The sequence below is a fragment of the Nocardioides aestuarii genome (assembly GCF_039527245.1).
GTDB lineage: Bacteria > Actinomycetota > Actinomycetes > Propionibacteriales > Nocardioidaceae > Nocardioides > Nocardioides aestuarii.
In genome coordinates, this window is record NZ_BAAAJT010000002.1 from 1,213,227 (window position 1) to 1,233,684 (window position 20,458).

Consider the following 20,458-nt stretch of genomic DNA (forward strand, 5'->3'; position numbering starts at 1 on the left):
GTGCTGATCTATGACGGGGGCTGCGGCTTCTGCCGCCGCAGCCTGCGCTGGGCGTACGCCGCCGGCGGCCGCTTCGACGCCGCCCCGGCGAGCGAGGTCGACACCGCCGCGCTGGGGCTCAGCGCCCGCGACCTCGCCGAGGCCGCATGGTGGGTCGAGCCGGACGGAGCCCTGTTGCGGGGCCACGAGGCCGTCGCCCGCGTGCTGCGGACGTCACGCTGGTGGCCCGTGAGGCTGCTGGGACGCGTGGTGGCCAGCCGACCGGTCGCGCCCCTCTCCCGTCGCGCCTACGCCTGGGTGGCGGCGAACCGCTCCCGCTTCCCCGCCTGGCTCGGCTGACGCCGACCGGGCGATCGGCGGCCCCTCTGCGCTGCCGACCGGGCGATCGAGCGCCTCAGCGGGCGTGGGAGCCGGGCTTGCGCTTGACCGGCTTGACCGGCTTGGGCGGCTTCGCGGGCCCGACCTCCTCGCCGCCGTCACCCCCGCGGGAGCGCAGGGCGAGCACCAGGACGACCAGGCTCCAGACCACCGCCACCGCACCGACGACCCCGTCGAGGGCGAACGCGTCGCCGCTGCCGCGCACCACGGCGTACACCGACCACACCAGGGCCGGGAAGGCGATCGCGACGATGACCCGCAGCCAGAGGGCCGACCGGCTGACGAGCCCGGCTCCGACGACGGCGAGGGCGACGGCCAGCAGGACGAGCCCGGCCCAGTGGGTGGCGTCGCCCCACGTCGGGTCACCCGCGGCCCAGCGGGCGATCCAGCACCCGCCACCGAGCACACCGACAGCGGCAGCCAGGACCCGAAGCGACATGGCGCAGCATTCTGCCAGTCGGTGGACCCTGTTGCGAGGGCAGGCAGGATGGGGGCATGACTCCCCAGCGCACCGCCGTCGTGACCGGAGCCAGCAGCGGGATCGGGGCCGCCACCGCGCGCGCCCTGGCCGCCGAGGGGTTCCGGGTCTTCTGCGCCGCCCGCCGCCTCGAGCGGATCGAGGCCCTCGCCGACGAGATCGGTGGTGAGGCGGTCGCCTGCGACGTGACCGACGCGGCCTCGGTCGCCGGCCTGGCCGAGGCGGTCGGCGACACCCTCCACGTCCTGGTCAACAACGCGGGCGGGGCCTTCGGGTCAGACCCCGTGGCCACCGCCGACCCCGAGCAGTGGCGCGCGATGTACGACGTCAACGTGCTCGGCACGCTGCAGGTCACCCAGGCGCTGCTTCCGGCCCTGCGCGCCTCCGGCGACGGCCTCGTGCTCAACGTCGGGTCGACGGCCGGCCGGATCGCCTACGAGGGCGGCGGCGGCTACACCGCCGCCAAGCACGGCACCCAGGTCCTCACCGAGACGCTGCGGCTCGAGCTGTGCGGTGAGCCGATCCGGGTCTCCGAGATCGCGCCGGGGATGGTGCGCACCGAGGAGTTCTCGACCGTCCGGTTCGGCGGTGACCAGGAGAAGGCCGACGCGGTCTACGCCGGGGTGCCCGACCCACTGGTCGCCGAGGACGTCGCCGACGCCATCGCCTGGATCGCGACCCGTCCCTCCCACGTGAACGTCGACGAGCTGGTCATCCGTCCGCGGGCGCAAGCAGCCCAGCACAAGGTCCACCGGGTCTGAGAGACTGCGCGGCGTGCAGACCATCGGACTCGTCGGGGGCATGAGCTGGGAATCCAGCCTCGTCTACTACCGCGACCTCAACGTCGGCGTGCAGGAACGGCTCGGCGGCCTCTCCTCGCCCAAGCTGGTCCTCTCGGCCGTCGACTTCGCCGAGCTCACCGCGCTGGAGGACGCCGAGCGGTGGGACCGGATCGGCGAGCTGCTCGCCGACGCCGCCCGCGGTGTCGAGCGCGCGGGTGCCGACTTCCTGGTCCTGTGCACCACGACGTTCCACAAGGTCGCCGACGAGGTGGCCGCTGCCGTCGACATCCCGCTGCTCCACCTCGGCGACGTCGTCGCGGAGGCGGTGAAGGCGGCCCGGATCACCAAGGTCGGGCTGCTCGGCACGACCGTCGCGATGACCGACCCGTTCTTCGCCGAGCGTATGGCCGAGCACGGCGTCGAGGTCGTCGTCCCCGACGCCGCCCACCACGACTTCCTCAACACCGCGATCTACGACGAGCTCGTGCACGGCCGGGTCGTCGACACCACGCGCCGCCGCGTGGTCTCCATCGTCGACGAGCTGTGGGACGCGGGCGCCCAGGGCATCCTCGTCGGCTGCACCGAGCTCGAGCTGCTGATCTCGCAGTCGGACATCGACCTGCCCGCCTTCCCCTGCACAACCCTCCACGTCGCGGCCGCCCTCGACCGCGCGCTTGCTTGACGTCAAGCAACGCGCCCCGCGGGGCGCCTGTGGACGAGTCGCCGCACGCGGCCTCGCGACGTGGTGAGGTGGCGCTGTGCCCGACCTGGACGACCTTCGCCACCTGATGCTGGAGCCGGACTCCTCCTCCCGGCATGCCATGGTCACCGACCTGGGCATCACCATCGTCGGGGACCAGGGGTGGGCCGCCCTCACCCCCGCGTCGCTCGCCCAGTCCCTCGGGCTGACCCGCCAGGCCGTCCACCAGTGGTTCGGCGACCAGCAGGCCCTGCGCCTGGTGTTCGCACGACACTTCGCCGGCCGCTGGGAGCGCTGGATCGACGTCCGGGTCTACGCCCACGGTCACCGGGGCCTGCTGCCGACCTCCGAGGAGACCCGGCGGTGGGCGCGCGTCTGGCTGGCCCTCGTCGAGCAGTCGGCCCGTGACGACGACCTCGGCGCCCTCGTCGCCCACCTCCGCCGCGAGGAGGCGACGGCGCTCGGGCACCACCTGTCCTCGCGGGCGGCTGCGGACCACGACGTCCGGGTGAGCCTCCTCCCGGCCACCACCTCCGCGCTGCTCGCGACGGTCGAGGGGCTTCGCATCAGGGCGTGCCGCGCGTCGAGGGGTGACGAGAGCGCTCAGCTCGACCTGACGGTGGCGCACCACCTCGACGCCCTGGTCGGCGGCCGTTGCTTGACGTCAAGCAAAAGCGCCTGAGGGGGGTCAGCGGCCGCCGAGGACGAGGGTGACCAGGCGGCGGAGGTCGTCGGTGAGGGCACCCTCGGGGACGTCGACCTCCTGGGCGCCGTCGCCGTCGCCGACGCGGACCCGGTAGGTGTAGCGGTCCGCCTGGTTGCCGTACGCCGCCGCGGCGGCCGTGAGGTCGACCCGGTCGACCAGCGTCCGCACCTCCCGCGCGACGTCGTCGTCGGCCGAGGGGTCGATGGCCCCCTCGACCACCTGCCCCACGATGCCGCCGCTGCGCCGGACGACCACGGGTCCGGCGACCGGCCGCGGCGCCTCGCCGGGTGAGGGGGTGGTGGACGACCGCCCCGGGGTCACGCCCACTCCCTCCCAGGCGGCGGTGACCGCATCGGCGTGGTCGCCGGCGACCGCGACCGTCACGGCAGCGAAGGCCGCGAAGTCGGACGTCGGCGTCAGGTCGCCCGAGGTGAGGGCGTCGTACCAGACCCGCCCGGCCCCGGTCGCGGTGTCGCCGCCGATCGCCCGGGCCGCCAGCACGAAGGCACGGTTGGGGATGCCGGAGTTGAGGTGGACGCCGCCGTTGTCGTCGGAGGTCTCGACGTAGTCGTCCAGGTGGGCCGGCTGCGGGTCCTTCCCCAGCCGGGGGTCGTCGTAGGCCGTCCCGGGCCGCTCCATGTCACGCAGGCCGCGCGCCTCGACGCCGGGGACGAAGATCTCCTCGCCGATCAGCCACGACCCGGACGAGGAGTCCTGGCCGAGGACCCGCTGCTTGAGGCAGATCGCGAAGACGTCGGAGACCGACTCGTTGAGCGCGCCCGACTGGCCGCGGTAGACGAGGCCGGCGGTGTGCTCGGTGACGGCGTGGGTGAACTCGTGGGCGAGGACGTCGATCGCGCGGGTGAACCGGCGGAAGACGCGACCGTCGCCGTCGCCGAAGACGAGGTGGGTGCCGTCCCAGAAGGCGTTGGCGTAGTCGCGGCCGTAGTGGACCGTCAGCAGCAGCTTGGCCCCGGCGGCGTCGTAGGAGTCACGGGCGAAGTCGTCGCGGAAGAGGTCGAGCGTCGCGGTGATCCCGGCGGCGGCCTCGTCGACCGCCTCGTCGCCGGTCGCCGGCTCGCCCTCGCGTCGCACCGGCTCCCCCGGCAGCCGCTCGGACCCGTCGGAGGTGTGGACGGTCCAGCGGGCGTCACCCGCGCGTGGCGGTGTACCCCCGTCGCGGCCGGGGCCGCGGCGCTCGCGGAAGGTCGTGTCGACCCGCAGGCAGGCATCGACGTAGCCCGCGTCGAGGGTGCCGCGCCGGGCGAGCTCGGCGAGCAGGTAGGGAGGGACGAAGCAGTGGATCCCGAGAGCCGTCATGCTTCTTCCTACCCCTCGGGGGTCCCTTGGTGGAAGCGTTGGAGCCAGCGGCCACCCGAGCGGACCCAGAGCGAGCTGCGCAGCGTCCCCTCACCGGCGGCCGACGTGCCGCGCCAGCGCAGGAGCAGCACCCCCTCGGCGACCCGGTCGACCCCGAGGACGTCCAGCTCCACGGGCGAGGTCAGCGGTCCGATCTCGCCGAGGATCTCCGACCGCGTCCAGACCCGCCCGGAGCGACCGACCTCGGACCACGCGGCGTCGAGGAGCGCGGCGACCGCGGCCGGGTCGGAGCGGACCTCGTCGGTCAGCAGCGACCGCTCGAGCGCGACGACCTGGTCCTCGTCGGAGAGCTCGTCGACCAGCGAGAACAGGTCCGGGTCGGGCTCGGGCGGGGCGGTGACCGAGAAGTCGTGCGAGGAACGACGAGAGGAGAACCCCGGACCGGCGGCCGGCGAAGACCCCGCCTGGTGGGCGCGGGCCGCGGCGTTGGCGAGCTCGTCCGCCTTCTCGTTGAGCTCGTGGCCGGCGTGGCCCTTGACCCACCGGAACGTGACGTTGGGGCGCATGGCCGCGTCGAGCGCCTTCATGATCTCGACGTTGGCGACCGGCTTGCCGTCGCCCTTCTTCCACCCCTTGCGCTTCCAGCCCGCCATCCACTTGGTGATCGCGTTGATGGCGTAGGTCGAGTCGCAGTAGACGACCAGGTCGTCGTCGAGGTCGGCGGTCTGCTGGAGCAGGTCGAGCACGGCGGTGAGCTCGCCCATGTTGTTGGTGCCGTGGGGCCAGCCGCCGCTCGCCCAGCGGTCGTCATCGACGTACCAGGCCCAGCCGGCGGGCCCCGGGTTGCCGAGCGCGGACCCGTCGGCGGCCGCCACCAGGGTCACTCGGAGTCCTCCACCAGCCGCGCCGGGAAGCCACCGGTCGCGATCGGGCCCCACGACTCGGGGGTGACCCGGATCAGGGACTTGCCCTGACGGCGCATCGCCTCCCGGTACTCGTCCCAGTCGTCGTGCTCGCCGGCGATGCAGCGGAAGTAGTCGACCAGCCCGTCCTCGGCCTCCTGGGAGGGCATGTCGAGGACCTCGGCCGTGCCGTGGAGCTGGACCCACGGGCCGTTGAACTCGTCGGACAGCACCATGATCGAGGCGGCCGGGTCGCGGCGGAGGTTGCGGGTCTTCGCGCGCTCGGGATAGGTCGACACCACGAACCGGCCGTCGGCGTCGACGCCGCCGGTCACGGGCGAGAGCTGCGGTCGGCCGTCCTTGCGGCTGGTGACCAGCACGTACTGGTGGCGGCTGCGGGCGAAGTCGAGCAGCTCGTCGAGCCCGACCTCGGTGTTGGTGGCGACAGAGGGCATGCCGCCAACCCTAGGCGGCGACAGCCTCCGGGTGGAGGGTGCGGTGGACCCGCGACATCAGCCAGAGCCGCGGGTGGTCGACGTCGCCGCCGACCTGCCACAGCGCGACGTAGGCCTCGGTCACGGCCTCGCTCGCGGCGTCCACGGAAGCTCCGCAGCCGCGGGCGGTGCGCCACACGTCGTCGACGGTGGCGTCGTACAAGTCGGTCATCTGCGCCAGCGTCATGTCCCACCCCGAAATCTCGACAACGTGTTCAGGTTTGAACATAGACCCGTCGTCCAACCTTTGTCCAGCCTTGCGAGGAATCGTGGACCGGGCAACCCGCTCCGTAGAATCCGTCGGTGCCCACGACTCGTTCTGACCTGCGCAACGTCGCGATCGTCGCCCACGTCGACCACGGCAAGACCACCCTCGTCGACGCGATGCTCCACCAGGCCGGCGCCTTCACGGCCCACCAGGCCGAGGGCGTCGCCGAGCGGGTGATGGACTCCGGCGACCTCGAGCGCGAGAAGGGCATCACGATCCTCGCGAAGAACACCGCGGTCCACTACGCCGGGCCGGCCGCCGAGGGCAAGCCGATGACGATCAACATCATCGACACCCCCGGCCACGCCGACTTCGGCGGCGAGGTCGAGCGCGGCCTCTCGATGGTCGACGGCATCGTGCTGCTCGTCGACGCCTCCGAGGGCCCGCTCCCCCAGACCCGCTTCGTGCTGCGCAAGGCGCTCAACGCCGACATGCCGGTGATCCTCGTGGTCAACAAGACCGACCGGTCCGACGCCCGCATCAGCGAGGTCGTCGACGAGACCTACGAGCTGTTCATGGACCTGCTCGACGAGTCCCACAGCCAGGACGCGCTCGACTTCCCGGTCGTCTACGCCTCTGGCAAGGCCGGCATCGCCTCGCTGGAGCAGCCCGCCGACGGCACCCTCCCCGAGGGCGGTGACCTCGAGCCGCTGTTCCGCACGATCCTCGAGACGATCCCCGCGCCGACCTACGACGAGGGCGCGCCGCTCCAGGCCCACGTCACCAACCTCGACGCCTCGCCGTTCCTCGGCCGCCTCGCCCTGCTGCGCATCAAGCAGGGCAACCTGCGCAAGGGCCAGCAGGTCATGTGGATGCGCCGCGACGGCTCGCAGAAGCAGGTGAAGATCACCGAGCTGCTCATCACCGAGGGCCTCGAGCGCAAGCCGGGCGAGACCGCCGGCCCGGGCGACATCGTCGCGGTCGCCGGCATCCCCGACATCACGATCGGCGAGACCCTCGCCGACGTCGAGGACCCCGTCGCGCTGCCGCTCATCCACGTCGACGAGCCCGCGATCTCGATGACCATCGGCACCAACACCTCGCCGCTGGTCGGCCGGGTCAAGGGCGCCAAGGTCACCGCGCGCCTGGTCAAGGACCGGCTGGACGCCGAGCTGGTCGGCAACGTCTCGCTCCGGGTGCTCCCGACCGAGCGCCCCGACACCTGGGAGGTCCAGGGCCGCGGCGAGCTGGCGCTGGCGATTCTCGTCGAGCAGATGCGCCGCGAGGGCTTCGAGCTCACCGTCGGCAAGCCCCAGGTGGTCACCAAGGAGGTCGACGGCAAGGTCCACGAGCCCGTCGAGCGGCTCACGATCGACGCGCCGGAGGAATACCTCGGCACCATCACCGAGCTCCTCGCGAGCCGCAAGGGCCGCATGGAGCAGATGACCAACCACGGCACCGGCTGGGTGCGCATGGAGTTCCTGGTCCCGGCGCGCGGTCTCATCGGTTTCCGCACCGAGTTCCTCACCGACACCCGCGGCACCGGTATCGCCCACCACATCTCCGAGGGCTACGAGCCGTGGGCCGGGGAGATCCGCTCGCGCAACTCGGGCTCGCTCGTCGCCGACCGCAAGGGCGCCGCGACGGCCTACGCGATGACCTCGCTGCAGGAGCGCGGCGTGATGTTCGTCGAGCCGACCACCGAGGTCTACGAGGGCATGATCGTCGGCGAGAACTCCCGCGCCGACGACATGGACGTCAACATCACCAAGGAGAAGCAGCAGACCAACATCCGGTCCGCCACCTCCGACAACTTCGAGAAGCTGATCCCGCCGAAGCGCCTCTCGCTGGAGCAGTGCCTGGAGTTCTGCCGCGACGACGAGTGCGTCGAGGTCACCCCCGAGTCGGTGCGGATCCGCAAGGTGATCCTCGACCAGAACGAGCGGGCCAAGATCGCCTCGCGGGCCCGGAAGGCCGCGAAGTAGGTCGTGTCCGACTCGGCGGAGCGGGGCGCGCGGCTCGCCGCGTGGCTCGAGGACCTCGGGCTGGCGGGCCAGCTCGAGGCGGCCGGGCTGCCGACCTACGTACGCCGCGCCGACGGCTCGGTCACGTGGACCGAGCCCGGCTCGGACGCGCCGGTCAGCTGCGAGCGGCTCGAGCAGCTCGACGCGCTGCTGCACGCCGAGGGTGACGACCCGTCCCACGCCGTGCCGGTCGGACTGGTCGCGCTGCGCCGCCAGGCCCGGGTGCGGGCCGCCCTCCTCGACGGCGGCTGGCTCTCCTACGCGGGCGTCGGCGAGCGGCGCGGGGTCTCCGAGAACGCCGCCCGCTTCGCCGTCCACCGCGCCCACGAGCGCCACGCGCTGCTGCTGGTGCAGGACGAGGGTCGGACCCTGGTCCCGGTCTTCCAGCTCGACGAGAACGGCGAGGTCCGGCCGGAGCTGCTCGCCGTCCTCGAGCCGCTGCTCGCCGCCGGCACCGATCCGTGGCTGGTGTGGTCGTGGCTGACGACGCCCGCGGCGCTGCTCGGCGGCGCCGTCCCCCACGAGGCCGCGCGCGACGCCGACGAGCGGCCGCTGGTCGAGCACGCCGCCGTCCGCCTGGCCGAACGGGGCTGAGCGTGCCGCTGCTCCCCCACGACGCTCCGCTCCCGCTGCAACCCCGCCGCGTCCTCGTCAACGGCTGCTCCGGCTCGGGCAAGACGACCCTCGCGGCGCGGATCGCCGACGTGCTCGGCGTGCCCCACACCGAGATCGACGCCCTCCACCACGGCCCAGGCTGGGAGAAGCGACCGACCTTCGAGGCAGACGTCGACGCCTTCACCAGCGAGCCGGCGTGGACGACGGAGTGGCAGTACTCGTCCGTCCGACCACTACTGGCCGAGCGCGCCGACCTCGTCGTGTGGCTCGACCTGCCGCGGGCCCGGGTGATGCGCCAGGTCACGCGGCGCACGCTCCGCCGCTGGGTACGCCGTGAGGAGCTGTGGAACGGCAACCGGGAGCCGAGCCCGTGGACCTCGCTGGTCCAGCGGGAGGGCGTCATCCGCTGGGCGTGGCAGACCCACCACCTCGCCGCGGAGCGCGTCGACGCCCTGCTCGGTCGCGACCCCGCGAAGCCCGTGGTCCGGCTCCGCTCCCACGCCGAGTCGGCGGCGTGGCTGGCCGGGCCGCTGGCTCAGGCGCGCACGTAGCGGTTCAGCAGCACCCCGCCGGGCAGCTGCTGCGACCCGGCGAGCTCCATCGGCGGCAGCGACGCACCGCGCCCGACCAGGGGCACCCCCGCGCCGAGCACGACCGGGCTGACCTTGAGGTGGAGCTCGTCGATCTCGTCCGCGAGCTGTGCGGCGAGGTCACCGCCGCCACAGAGCCAGAGGTCGAGGCCGTCCTGCTGCTTGAGCTCCCGCACCGTCGCGACGGGGTCGACGACCGCCGTCACGGTCGGGTCGTCGGGCAGCGCGCGGTGGGTCACGACGTACTGCGCGAGGTGGGGGTAGGCGCTCGTCAGCCCGGCGTCGAGGGCCGGCTGGTGGGTGTTCGCGCCCATCACCACGGTGTCGAAGTGGCGCGCCTCCCCGGTCACGCCCAGCAGGTCGCGGACGTGGGCCGGGCAGGTCTCGGGATAGTCCTCGAAGAGCGCACCGAGCAGCTCCGGCGTCTGCACGAAGACGTCGGCACCGCCGTCGGTGTCGGCGATGAAGCCGTCCAGCGTGACGGCGACGTAGTAGACCAGCGACCGCATGGGCCGAGACCCTACGGAGTGGCAGTCCGCGTCCGCAGCGTGGGGGCGAGGACGACCAGGCCGAGGACCGGCAGCGCGGCGAGGACGAGCAGCGCCCCGCCCATGCCGATCACGCCGCTGAGGCCCGCGACGACGGCCGAGCCGACGCTGCCCCCGACGAGGAACAGCAGGGTCGAGATGCCGAGCGCGACGCCGCGGACCTCCGTGGCGACGGCGTCACCGACGGCGGCGCTCAGCGCGGGCTGGCCGAGCCCGAAGGCGAAGGTCACCAGCACGATCGAGGCGACCAGCAGCGGTGCGCTGGTGAGGTGGGCACCGAGCGAGGCGACCAGCAGCGCCGCCGACGAGGTGACACCGGCGACGACCAGGGACCAGCCGGCACCGATCCGGTCGAGCAGCGGCCCGGCGACGCGCGGCACGAACATCGCGACGACCGCGCTCGGGACCATCGCGACACCCACCTGCCAGGCCTCCCAGCCGACGCCGAGCAGCACGGCCGGCAGCGCGATCAGCATCGCGAACCACGACGCCGGCACGGCCGCGGCGGCGACGGCGCTGCGCACGACGACCGCGTTGCGGACGACCTCGAGCGGCAGGAAGCCGCGCGGCCGACGGCGTACCTGCGCGGTGACGGCGGGGACGCCGAGCACCAGCAGGCCCGCGCCGACGACGGCGACCGTGAGGCCGGCCGACGGCGACTGCACCAGCAGCACCATCCCGGCCGCGGTCAGCGCGACGAGCACGGCGCCGAGGACGTCGAGGCGGGCGCCGCTGCCCCCGGCGTGGAGCGCGCGCCACAGGAACGGCACGAGCGCGAGGCCGAGGATCGGCAGCGCCATCACCGCACGCCAGCCCAGCGCCGCCTCGACGGCGCCACCGACCAGCGGACCGAGGCAGCTGACGGCGGCCGCGGTGCCGGCGAGCCGGCCGAAGGCGAGGCCGCGGACCCGGCCCTCGTAGCGGTGGCTCAGGATCGTCACGCCCAGGGTGGGGACGGCGGCGGCACCGGCGCCCTGCAGGACGCGCGCGGCCAGCAGCGACCCGAAGGTCGGGGCCAGCGCCGCGACGAGCGCACCGACCGACATCAGCACCAGCCCGGCCAGCAGCGGGGCACGGACGCCGACGAGGTCGGAGATCCGGCCGTAGACGGCGGTGGTCACCGCCAGCATCAGGACGTAGAGGCTGATCGTCCACGCGGCCAGGCCCGGCGAGACGCCGAGGTCGGGGCCGAGCAGCGGCAGCGTGACCGCCGCGCTCGAGGAGCCCATCCCCGCGAGCCCGAAGAGGAGTCCCAGGAGCATCGACACCCGGCGGGAGTCGTCGCGGGTGTCGGGATCGGTCGCGGTGGAGGAGACGGTGGCCATCGACGTCTCCCAACGCCGACGGCCACCGGTTGATTCCGCGGGGGCTAGGCGCCCGGCACCATCCAGCCCAGGATCGGCGTGGACTGCAGGGCCACGAGCACGCACATCAGCGCGAGCAGCCCGAGGCTCCAGCCGATGACCTTGCGGAAGATGTCGCCCTCGCGACCGGCCATGCCGACGGCCGCGGCGGCGATCGCCAGGTTCTGCGGGCTGACCATCTTGCCGAGCACGCCGCCGGACGTGTTGGCCGAGGCGAGCAGCAGCGGGTCGAGGCCCGCCTCACGCGCCGCCTGCACCTGCAGCGCCCCGAAGAGCGCGTTGGCCGAGGTGTCGGAGCCGGTGACGGCCACGCCGATCCAGCCCAGGATCGGCGAGAGCACCACGAAGAACTCCCCGGTGCCGGCGAGCAGCGCGCCGAGCGTGGTCGTCTGGCCCGAGAGGTTCATGACGTAGGCGAGGCCCAGCACGGCCATCACCGTGGCGATCGCCGAGCGCAGCTCGACGTAGGTCGCCACGTAGGTCTTGAGCGCCCTCGCCGGCGAGATCCGCAGGATGAGCGCGGTGAGGATGCCGGCGAAGATCATCAGCGTGCCGGCGGCCGGCAGCCAGTTGAGCTTGAACTCGGTGACGACCGGGTCGCCCGCGGGGTTGAGGACGTCGAGCCCCGGCACGGTGAACACGTAGGTGAAGGGCTCCTCGGCGAGCGCCTCGACCACGGCCGGGATGCTGATGACCGAGAAGATCGCGATGATGATCAGGTAGGGCGCGTAGGCCTTGAGGACATCGGACCCGCTGTCGTGCACGACCTCCGACGACCCGCCGCCGTGGGCGGCGCGGCCGGTCGACGACGTCACCGAGGTCGACACCCCGCTCGGGCTCCGGCGCGAGCCGGCGGCGGCCGTGGCCCCGACCCGCTCGTCCTCCTCGGCACCCGCCTGATCGGCGGTGAGCACCTCCGACGGCGACCACACACGCAGCAGGAGCACGACCGCGGCCGCCCCGACGAGCGAGGCCACGATGTCGGCCAGCGGCACGGAGATGAAGTTGGCGGCGACGAACTGGGCGACGCCGAAGGCCAGGCCGCAGACCAGCGCCGGCAGCCACGTCCGGCGTACGCCGCGGCGCCCGTCGACGACGAAGACCAGGATCAGCGGCACGATCACGGCCAGGATCGGCGTCTGCCGGCCGACCATGCCGCCGAGGTCGTCGACGGTCAGCCGCGGGTCGTCGCTGACGGCGGAGGTGACCTGGGCCAGCGTGACGACCGGGGTGGCGAGTGCGCCGAAGGCGACGGGTGCGGTATTGGCGATCAGGGCAACCGCGGCCGCCTTGATCGGCCGGAAGCCCAGCGCCATCAGCATCACCACGGTGATGGCGACGGGGGTGCCGAAGCCCGCCAGCGCCTCGAGCAGCGCGCCGAAGCAGAAGGCGATGATGATCGCCTGGATCCGCTGGTCGGGGCTGACCTTCTCGAACGAGCGGCGCAGCACGTCGAAGTGTCCTGAGGCGACCGTGAGGTTGTAGACCCAGATCGCGTTGATGACGATCCACAGGATCGGGAAGAAGCCGAACGCCGCACCGTCGACTGCGGCGACCACGGACTGACCCACGGGCATGCCGAAGAGCGCGACCGCGACGACGAGGGACACCGCCAGCGAGATCAGGCCCGCCAGCCATGCCTTCATGCGCAGGCCGCCGAGCAGGACGAACAACGTCAGCAGCGGCAGGGCGGCGCACAGCGCGCTCAGGGCGAGGGAGTCACCCACGGGTTGGAGGTCTTGCTGGAACATCGCACTTCCTTTTCCGAGATGGTCAGCGCACGGGGAGGCCGCGTCCGCTGAGCGAGGCGTCGAGCAGCTCGACGGTGTGCATGAGTCGCATGGGGTGGCCCGACCGCTCGATCGCGCTGGCGACCTGCATCAGGCAGCCGGGGTTGGCGGTGACGAGCAGGTCGGCGCCGGTCGCGACGATGTTGCGCGCCTTCCGGTCACCGAGCTCGCGCGCCGGCTCGGGGTTGAGGATGTTGTAGATCCCGGCCGAGCCGCAGCACAGGTCGCTCTCGGCGATCTCGCGCAGCTGCACGCCGGGGATCGCCTCGAGCAGGCGTCGCGGCTCGGCGCGCACGCCCTGGGCGTGGGAGAGGTGGCAGGCGTCGTGGTAGGCCACGGTCGCCTCGACCGGGTGGCGCACCGCGACCGGACCGAGCTCGTCGAGGACCTCCGAGACGTCGCGGACGCGGTCGGCGAAGTGCTGGGCCCGCTCGGCGTACGCCGGGTCGTCGGCCAGCAGCGCGGCGTACTCCTTCATCGTCGACCCGCAGCCCGCGGCGTTGACGACGACGTGGTCGACGCCGGTGCCCTCGAAGGTGTCGACGAGCCGGCGGGCATAGTCCTGCGCCTCCTCCTCGCGGCCGTTGTGGGCCGACAGCGCGCCGCAGCAGCCCTGCGCCTTCGGCACGACGACGTCGAGGCCCTCGGCCTGGAGGACCCGGGCGGTCGCGGCGTTGACGCCGGGGAAGAAGGCGCCCTGGACGCAGCCGGTCAGCAGCCCGACCACGCCGCGGCGCTCGCCGGTCGCGGGGATGTGGGGCGGCAGCGGCTGCGGCTTGCCGAGCGGCGGGGCGAGCCCCTCCATCGCGGCGAGCTGCGGCGAGATCCGGTCGAGCAGCCCGGTGGAGCGCAGCCGCCGGTCGAGGCCGGTCGCCTGCAGCGCGCGGAGCGGGCCGCGCAGCAGCCGGAGCCGGCGCGGGTGGGGGAAGATCTCGAAGATCAGCCGGCGCAGCGCCCGGTCGGACCGGCTGCGCTCGTGGCGGCGCTCGACCTGGGCGCGGGTCTGCTCGATGAGGGTGTCGTACTGCACGCCCGACGGGCAGGCGGTCACGCAGGCCATGCAGCCGAGGCAGGCGTCCCAGTGCTCGACCATCGAGTCGGACATCGGCTCGCCCTCGAGACCCTCCTTCATCAGGTAGATCCGGCCACGCGGGGAGTCCATCTCCTCGCCCCACAGGACGTAGGTCGGGCAGGTCGGCAGGCAGAAGCCGCAGTGGACGCAGTCGCCGACCAGCGCCGCGTCGGGCGGGTGGTGGTCGTCGAAGGCGCCGCCGGGGACCGGGCCGTCGACGTCGACGACGCCGCCGGTCGCGGGTGCGTCGGGCTGACTGCCGGGCTGGTCGGGGTGCGTGGTCATTCAGATGCCTCCCACGAAGCGTCCCGGCGCGAGCCGGTGGTCGGGGTCGAACTGGTCCTTGACCCGGCGCATCAGGTCGAGCGCGGGCACCGGCCCCCAGAGGTCGAGCGACCGCTCGAGCCCGGGCGGCGCCTCGACGACGACGGTCGAGCCGCCGTGGGCCGTGCAGGCCTGCCGCAGCCGGTCGGTCGCCGCGGCCACGGCCTGCTCGTCGCCGGCCGGCAGGGCGGCGTACAGGACACCGGCACCGGCCGAGCCGCGGACGCTCGCGCCGACCTCGGCCGCTGCGGTCAGCACGTCGCGCAGCCCGGAGAGGACGCAGGTCAGCTTGAGGCCGACCGCTCCGCTCCCCCACGGGTACGCCGCCCAGCCGGCCGGCGGCGCGGTGGCGACGTCGGCGGCCGACCCGAGGGTCGCGGCCACCGCGGACGCCCGCTGGGTGACGCCGTCGTGGCGGCCGTTGAGCAACGCGCAGATCGTGCCGCGCCCGGACTCGTCGAGGTCGACCTCGACGGCCGCGGCGACCGACTGGCCGTGGACGACCGCGTGGGCGAGCCGGTGGGCCTCGTCGGCGTCGGCGACCGGCGCGGTGACCCACGCCTGCGCCTCGGGGACGGGGTGGAGCCGGAAGATCGCCTCGGTGACCACGCCGAGGGTGCCGAAGGAGCCGACGAGCAGCTTGCCGAGGTCGTAGCCGGCGACGTTCTTCACGACCCGGCCGCCGGCCTTCGCGACGACGCCGTCGGCGCGCACCATCGTGACGCCGATCAGCAGGTCGCGGACAGTGCCGACGAGCAGCCGCTCCGGGCCGGAGGCGTGGGCGGCGAGCGAGCCGCCGACGGTCGCGCCGGGGAGCGTCTCGTCGACGACGAGCCGCTGGCCCTCCTTGCCGACGGTCTCCCGGACCGTCGCGAGGGTGGCCCCGGCCTGGGCCTCGACGATCAGGTCGCCGGCCTGGTGGTCGAGGACGGCGTCCATCGCGGACAGGTCGAGGACGACGTCGGCGGTGGTCGGCGGGGGTCCCCAGCCGAGCTTCGTGCCGCCTCCGCGGGGCACCACCGTCAGCCCCTCCTCGGCGGCGGCGGTCATGACCGACGCGACCTCGGCCGTGCTGGACGGGCGGGCGACGAAGCGGGCGGCGACGCCGTCGACGGCGTCGTCGGGGCCGGCCTCGAGCAGGTCGGTGGCCATCAGAAGACCTCCGCCAGCCCGGCCGCCTGGAGCGGGTGGGGGCCCTGGTGACGGCCCGGGACCTCGCCGCAGAGCCGCGGCGTCGGGAAGACCTTGCCGGGGTTGGCGATGCCGCCGGGGTCGAACGCGCAGCGGACCAGCTGCATCGTGTCGAGGTCCTCCTCGCCGTACATCCGCGGCATGTACTTCGCCTTGTCCATCCCGACGCCGTGCTCGCCGGTGATTGACCCGCCGTGCTGGATGCAGAGGTCGAGGATGGCGCCGCTGACCTCCTCGGCCGCGTCGCCGGCGCCCTCGACGGAGTCGTCGAAGAGCACGAGCGGGTGGAGGTTGCCGTCGCCGGCGTGGAAGACGTTGGCGACCCGGACGCCGGAGCTGCGGGAGACCTCGGCGATGGCGGTGAGGACCTCGGGCAGCGCGGTGCGCGGGATGACGCCGTCCTGGACGATGTAGTCGGGGCTGATCCGGCCGACGGCCGCGAAGGCGGACTTGCGGCCCTTCCAGATCAGGGCGCGGTCGGCGGGGTCGGTGGCGAGCCGCTGCTCGAAGGCGCCGTGCTCGCCGCACAGCCGCTCGACCTCGGCGTACTCCGCCTCGACCTCGACCGCGGGCCCGTCGAGCTCGATGACGAGCACCGCCCCGGCCCCGTCGGGGTAGTTGCAGTGGACGGCCGCCTCGGCGGCCTCGATCGCGAGCGCGTCCATCATCTCGATCGCGGCGGGCACGATGCCGGCGGCGATGATCGCCGACGTCGCCGCGCCGGCCTGGTCGGTCGACTCGAAGCCGACCAGGATCGTGCGGACCTCCTCGGGCAGCCGGACCAGCCGGAGCGTGGCCTCGGTGACGACGCCGAGCGTGCCCTCGGACCCGATGACCGCGCCGAGCAGGTCGTAGCCGGGGGCGTCGGGGGCCTCGGTGCCGAGGCGCACGACGTCACCCTGCGGCGAGACGAACTCGGCGGCGAGGACGTGGTTGGTGGTGAAGCCGTACTTCAGACAGTGGGCGCCGCCGGAGTTCTCCGCGAGGTTGCCGCCGATCGAGCAGATCTGCTGGCTGGAGGGGTCGGGCGCGTAGTAGTAGCCGCCGGGGGTGGCGGCGCGCGTCACGTCGAGGTTGATGACGCCGGGGTCGACGACGGCCCGCTGGTCGTCGGGGCGGACCTCGCGGATCTCGCGCATCTGGGAGGTGACGACGAGGACGCCCTCGGCGTGGGGCAGAGCGCCGCCGGAGAGGCCCGTGCCGGAGCCGCGGGCGACGAACGGGACGCCGTGCTCGTGGCAGGCCCGGACGACGGCGGCGAGCGAGGCGGCGTCGGGCGGGATGACCACGAGCGCCGGGGTGACGCGGTAGTGGGCGAGGCCGTCGCACTCGTAGGTGCGCAGGCGCGCGCGGTCGGTGATCACCGCGTCGTCGGGCAGGACCCGGCGGGCGGCCTCCGTGACGGCGTCGATCCCGAGAGTCATCGCGCCGGCCTCAGTCGACCCGGGCGGTCAGTCCGGCGGCCTCGATGCCGGCGACCGCGGCCGCCTCGTCGTGGTCGGAGGTGTCGCCGGTGATGCCGACGGCCCCGACCAGCCGGTCGCCGTCCTGCACCAGCACCCCGCCGGGGACGGGCACCAGCGCCCCGCCGATGGCGGCGCCGGCGGCTCCGACGAAGTAGGCCTGCTGCTCGGCGCGGGCCATCGTCGCGCGCGAGCCCTGGCCGAGCGCGAGCGCACCGTAGGCCTTGCCGAACCCGATCTCGAACCGGCCGATCGACGCCCCGTCCTCACGCTCGGCGGCGACGACGTGGCCGCCCGGGTCGAGCACGACCACGGTGAGCGGCTTGAGGCCGGCCTCCTGGCCGTGCGCGCGGGCCGCGGCGACGATGGTGCGAGCGGTCTCGAGGTCCATTCAGAGCTCCTGCTTCTTGAGGGCGCGACGGGAGTGGAGGATCGGCTCGGTGTAGCCGCTGGGCTGGGCCAGCCCCTCGAGGACCAGGTCGTGGGCGGCGCGGAACGCCTGCCCGTCGTACGCCGGTGCCATCGGCTCGTAGCCGTCGGCGCCGGCGTTCTGCTCGTCGACGACCTTCGCCATCCGGCGGAGCGTCTCCTCGACCTGGTCGGCGGTGACGACACCGTGGTGGAGCCAGTTGGCGACGTGCTGGGCCGAGATCCGGCACGTCGCCCGGTCCTCCATCAGCGCCTCGCCGGTGATGTCGGGGACCTTCGAGCAGCCGACCCCGGAGTCGACCCAGCGCACGACGTAGCCGAGCAGGCTCTGGAGGTTGTTGTCGATCTCCTCCTGACGCTCCTCCTCGGACCAGTCACCGGGGTCGCCGAGGGGGATCGCGAGCAGGTCGTCGCGGTCGCGACGGCGGCCGGCCTTGGCGAGCTCCTCCTGCCGCGCGTGGACGTCGACCTGGTGGTAGTGGAGCGCGTGGACGGTCGCGGCCGTGGGCGAGGGCACCCAGGCGCAGCTCGCTCCCGCCTCCGGGTGACCGACCTTGGCGTCGTACATCGCGGCGAGGGAGTCGGGCGCCGCCCACATCCCCTTGCCGATCTGGGCGCGGCCGAGCAGTCCGCACTCGAGGCCGATGTCGACGTTGAGGTCCTCGTAGGCGGCGATCCAGGTCTCGCCCTTCATCGCGGCCTTGCGGACCACCGGGCCGGCCTGCATCGAGGTGTGGATCTCGTCGCCGGTGCGGTCGAGGAAGCCGGTGTTGATGAAGACGACCCGGTCGCGGGCCTGCTCGATGCAGGCCTTGAGGTTGAGCGAGGTCCGCCGCTCCTCGTCCATGATCCCGACCTTGATCGTCAGCGGGTCCATCCCGACCAGCTGCTCGACGCGGGCGAAGAGCTCGACGGCGAGCGCGACCTCGTCGGGGCCGTGCATCTTCGGCTTCACGACGTACATCGAGCCGGTGAGCGAGTTCTCGCGCCGGGTGTCGCCGCGGACGTCGCGCAGGCTGCCGAGCGCGGTCATGACCGCGTCGAGGATCCCCTCGGGGACCTCGTGGCCGTCGGCGTCGAGGACCGCGTCGGTGGTCATCAGGTGGCCGACCTGGCGGATGAAGAGCAGCGAGCGGCCCCGCAACGTGACCTCGGCCCCGTCCGGGCCCGTGACGGTGCGGTCGGGGTTCATCGCACGGGTGAAGGTCTCCCCGCCCTTGGTGACCTCCTCGGCGAGGGTGCCGTCCATCAGCTGGAGCCAGTTGCGATAGCCGAGGACCTTGTCCTCGGCGTCGACGGCGGCGACGGAGTCCTCGAGGTCCATGATCGTGGAGACGGCCGACTCGAGCAGCAGGTCCTTCACGCCGGCCCGGTCGGTCTTCCCGATGGCGTCGTCGGCGTCGACCTGGAGCTCGACGTGGAGGTCGTGATGGCGCAGCACGACGGCCTCGGGCCGGTCGCGGTCGCCGCGGTGGCCGACGTACTGCGCCGCGTCCGCGAGCCGTCGTACGCCGCCGCCGACCGTGACCGCGAGCCCGTCGTCGTCGACGGCGTAGAGCTCGGCGTCGGCGTGGGAGGCCCCGTCGAGCGGGAAGTGGGTGTCGAGGAGCTCGCGTCCCCGCCGGATCACCTCGTCGCCGCGGACCTTGTTGTAGCCCTCGCCCGGGGCGAGGTCGCCGTCGTGGGGGACGACGTCGGAGCCGTAGAGGGCGTCGTAGAGCGAGCCCCAGCGGGCGTTGACGGCGTTGGTCGCGAACCGGGCGTTGAGCAACGGGACGACCAGCTGGGGGCCGGCGATGCGGGCGACCTCGTCGTCGACGCCCTCGGTCGTGACGCTGACCAGCTCGGGCTCGTCGAGGAGATAGCCGATCTCGCGCAGGAACGCGCGGTAGGCGTCGGGGTCGGGGCGGCCGGGGTGGGCGCGGTGCCAGTCGTCGAGCTGGGACTGGAGCTCCTCGCGGCGCTCGAGCAGCGCACGCTGGCGGGGCGCGAGGTCGGCGAGGAGGTCGGCGAGGCCGTCCCAGAAGGCGCCGCTCTCGAGGCCGGTGCCGGGGAGCAGCTCGGACTCCACGAAGGTGTGGAGCTCGGCCGCCACCTGGAGGCCGCCTGCGTTCACTCGGTCTGCCATGTCGCTCCTCCTGCTTGCCCGGAATTTCACATCGTGGAAGACTGGCTCTACATCTCGAAACTAGTCAGCGGCTCGGCACAGTGTCAACCGTCACAGGGGGTGAGGTCCGGTGAGTGGAGGCGTGCAGTCGCTCCACCGCGCGCTCGACGTCCTCGAGGCCGTCGCCGCCCGGGGCGGACGCTCCACCATCGGCGAGATCGCGACCGGTGCCGGGCTGCCGGTCCCGACGACCCACCGCCTGCTCCGGACGCTCCTCGACCGCGGCTACGTCCACCAGACCCCCGACCGCCGCTACGCCCTCGGCGCCCGCCTGGTCCCGCTCGGCACGCTCGCCGGGTCGCTGGTCGGCGTCGACGCCGAGACCGTCCTGGCCGGCCTGGTCGACGACCTCGGCGAGACCGCCAACCTCGCGATGATGTCCGGCTCCCGTGCCCAGTACGTCGCGCAGGTGCCGGGCCGCCACACGATGCGGATGTTCACCGAGGTCGGCCGGATGGTCGACCTCCACTCCACCGGCGTCGGCAAGGCGCTGCTCGCCCGGCTCGACGACGACGAGGCACTCGACCACGTCCGCCGGGTCGGCCTCGCCCGCTGCACCGACCACACCCTGATCACCGAGGAGGCCCTGCTCGCCGACCTCGCCCTGGTCCGCGAGCGCGGCTACGCCCTCGACGAGCAGGAGCAGGAGGTCGGCGTCCGCTGCGTCGCGGTCGCCGTGGGCGAGCCGATGCCGTGGCTGGCCGTCTCGGTGTCGGGCCCGGTCACCCGGATGACCGACGAGATCGTCGACCGGGCAGTGCCACAGCTCCAAGCGGCAGCCCGGGCGCTCAGCCGCTGACCCCGGAGGTCTCGACTCGTCCTCGCCTGGCGGATCGGACGGCTCGACCACCTGGGCCGTCGGTGGTCGAGCAGCGCACTCCGGAGCAGCGAGCGCCAGCGAGCGGCTGTCGAG

General features: G+C 73.4%; 21 protein-coding genes. 8 read left to right on the forward strand and 13 right to left on the reverse strand.

What is annotated here, in order from left to right:
• Positions 1 to 339 (forward strand): thiol-disulfide oxidoreductase DCC family protein, encoded by a 339-nt coding sequence (locus tag ABD091_RS06305; RefSeq protein ID WP_343916511.1) that lies wholly within the window; start codon positions 1 to 3, stop codon positions 337 to 339.
• A gap of 55 nt (positions 340 to 394) precedes the next feature.
• Here the strand turns inward: ABD091_RS06305 and ABD091_RS06310 are convergent, their stop codons facing one another.
• Entirely contained in the window at positions 395 to 817 is a 423-nt protein-coding gene (locus ABD091_RS06310) for a hypothetical protein (RefSeq protein WP_343916513.1), read from the reverse strand.
• A gap of 56 nt (positions 818 to 873) precedes the next feature.
• On the opposite strand from ABD091_RS06310, the gene ABD091_RS06315 reads away from it, so the two are divergent.
• The 3 genes from ABD091_RS06315 to ABD091_RS06325 all read left to right on the forward strand — a co-directional run bounded on the left by ABD091_RS06315 (position 874) and on the right by ABD091_RS06325 (position 3,020).
• Complete coding sequence (locus tag ABD091_RS06315; protein WP_343916515.1) at positions 874 to 1,617, forward strand: SDR family NAD(P)-dependent oxidoreductase; 744 nt, start codon at positions 874 to 876, stop codon at positions 1,615 to 1,617.
• Between the two features lie 13 nt (positions 1,618 to 1,630).
• Positions 1,631 to 2,320 carry an aspartate/glutamate racemase family protein gene (locus tag ABD091_RS06320; protein ID WP_343916517.1) on the forward strand — a complete coding sequence of 230 codons (690 nt, stop codon included), beginning with the start codon at positions 1,631 to 1,633 and terminating at the stop codon, positions 2,318 to 2,320.
• 76 nt (positions 2,321 to 2,396) lie between these two features.
• Positions 2,397 to 3,020 (forward strand): TetR family transcriptional regulator C-terminal domain-containing protein, encoded by a 624-nt coding sequence (locus ABD091_RS06325; protein ID WP_343916519.1) that lies wholly within the window; start codon positions 2,397 to 2,399, stop codon positions 3,018 to 3,020.
• Between the two features lie 6 nt (positions 3,021 to 3,026).
• Here ABD091_RS06325 and ABD091_RS06330 read toward each other — a convergent pair whose 3' ends face one another.
• The 4 genes from ABD091_RS06330 to ABD091_RS06345 are packed head-to-tail and all read right to left on the reverse strand — an operon-like array spanning position 3,027 to position 5,932.
• The gene (locus tag ABD091_RS06330) at positions 3,027 to 4,364 is read right to left on the reverse strand and encodes a protealysin inhibitor emfourin (protein WP_343916521.1); all 1,338 of its coding nucleotides are present in this window, start codon (positions 4,362 to 4,364) and stop codon (positions 3,027 to 3,029) included.
• Between the two features lie 8 nt (positions 4,365 to 4,372).
• Positions 4,373 to 5,248 carry an RNase H family protein gene (locus tag ABD091_RS06335; RefSeq protein ID WP_343916523.1) on the reverse strand — a complete coding sequence of 292 codons (876 nt, stop codon included), beginning with the start codon at positions 5,246 to 5,248 and terminating at the stop codon, positions 4,373 to 4,375.
• The gene (locus tag ABD091_RS06340; RefSeq protein ID WP_343916525.1) at positions 5,245 to 5,721 is read right to left on the reverse strand and encodes a PPOX class F420-dependent oxidoreductase; all 477 of its coding nucleotides are present in this window, start codon (positions 5,719 to 5,721) and stop codon (positions 5,245 to 5,247) included. Before ABD091_RS06340 ends, ABD091_RS06335 begins: the two co-directional genes overlap by 4 nt.
• Before the next feature lie 10 nt (positions 5,722 to 5,731).
• Positions 5,732 to 5,932 (reverse strand): RNA polymerase sigma factor, encoded by a 201-nt coding sequence (locus tag ABD091_RS06345; protein WP_343916527.1) that lies wholly within the window; start codon positions 5,930 to 5,932, stop codon positions 5,732 to 5,734.
• Positions 5,933 to 6,063: 131 nt separating this feature from the next.
• On the opposite strand from ABD091_RS06345, the gene typA reads away from it, so the two are divergent.
• From typA to ABD091_RS06360, 3 genes are read left to right on the forward strand one after another with little or no spacing between them, the layout of a single operon-like run.
• Positions 6,064 to 7,953 carry a translational GTPase TypA gene (gene typA, locus ABD091_RS06350; protein ID WP_343916529.1) on the forward strand — a complete coding sequence of 630 codons (1,890 nt, stop codon included), beginning with the start codon at positions 6,064 to 6,066 and terminating at the stop codon, positions 7,951 to 7,953.
• Between the two features lie 3 nt (positions 7,954 to 7,956).
• Positions 7,957 to 8,586 carry a hypothetical protein gene (locus ABD091_RS06355; protein ID WP_343916531.1) on the forward strand — a complete coding sequence of 210 codons (630 nt, stop codon included), beginning with the start codon at positions 7,957 to 7,959 and terminating at the stop codon, positions 8,584 to 8,586.
• A 2-nt stretch (positions 8,587 to 8,588) separates the two neighbouring features.
• Positions 8,589 to 9,158, forward strand: coding sequence for a P-loop NTPase family protein (locus tag ABD091_RS06360; RefSeq protein ID WP_343916533.1), 570 nt, complete (start codon positions 8,589 to 8,591; stop codon positions 9,156 to 9,158).
• Here the strand turns inward: ABD091_RS06360 and ABD091_RS06365 are convergent.
• From ABD091_RS06365 to ABD091_RS06400, 8 genes are read right to left on the reverse strand one after another with little or no spacing between them, the layout of a single operon-like run.
• Entirely contained in the window at positions 9,143 to 9,706 is a 564-nt protein-coding gene (locus ABD091_RS06365) for a dihydrofolate reductase family protein (RefSeq protein WP_343916535.1), read from the reverse strand. The two genes, ABD091_RS06360 and ABD091_RS06365, sit on opposite strands and share 16 nt — an antisense overlap.
• 11 nt (positions 9,707 to 9,717) lie before the next feature.
• Positions 9,718 to 11,070, reverse strand: a complete 1,353-nt coding sequence (locus ABD091_RS06370; protein WP_343916537.1) for an MFS transporter — start codon at positions 11,068 to 11,070, stop codon at positions 9,718 to 9,720.
• Positions 11,071 to 11,114: 44 nt separating this feature from the next.
• Entirely contained in the window at positions 11,115 to 12,860 is a 1,746-nt protein-coding gene (locus ABD091_RS06375) for an L-lactate permease (RefSeq protein WP_343916539.1), read from the reverse strand.
• 22 nt (positions 12,861 to 12,882) lie between these two features.
• Entirely contained in the window at positions 12,883 to 14,256 is a 1,374-nt protein-coding gene (gene glcF / locus ABD091_RS06380) for a glycolate oxidase subunit GlcF (RefSeq protein ID WP_343916541.1), read from the reverse strand.
• Complete coding sequence (locus tag ABD091_RS06385; RefSeq protein WP_343916543.1) at positions 14,257 to 15,447, reverse strand: FAD-binding oxidoreductase; 1,191 nt, start codon at positions 15,445 to 15,447, stop codon at positions 14,257 to 14,259. It abuts the gene before it with no gap.
• On the reverse strand, positions 15,447 to 16,910 hold the full coding sequence (locus tag ABD091_RS06390) for an FAD-linked oxidase C-terminal domain-containing protein (RefSeq protein WP_343916545.1): 1,464 nt from the start codon (positions 16,908 to 16,910) through the stop codon (positions 15,447 to 15,449). Before ABD091_RS06390 ends, ABD091_RS06385 begins: the two co-directional genes overlap by 1 nt.
• A gap of 10 nt (positions 16,911 to 16,920) precedes the next feature.
• Positions 16,921 to 17,340 (reverse strand): GlcG/HbpS family heme-binding protein, encoded by a 420-nt coding sequence (locus tag ABD091_RS06395; RefSeq protein ID WP_343916547.1) that lies wholly within the window; start codon positions 17,338 to 17,340, stop codon positions 16,921 to 16,923.
• Positions 17,341 to 19,506 (reverse strand): malate synthase G, encoded by a 2,166-nt coding sequence (locus ABD091_RS06400; RefSeq protein WP_343916549.1) that lies wholly within the window; start codon positions 19,504 to 19,506, stop codon positions 17,341 to 17,343.
• 121 nt (positions 19,507 to 19,627) lie between these two features.
• Between ABD091_RS06400 and ABD091_RS06405 the strand changes: the two genes are divergently transcribed.
• Positions 19,628 to 20,344, forward strand: coding sequence for an IclR family transcriptional regulator (locus tag ABD091_RS06405; protein WP_343916551.1), 717 nt, complete (start codon positions 19,628 to 19,630; stop codon positions 20,342 to 20,344).
• The last annotated feature ends 114 nt before the right edge of the window (positions 20,345 to 20,458 follow it).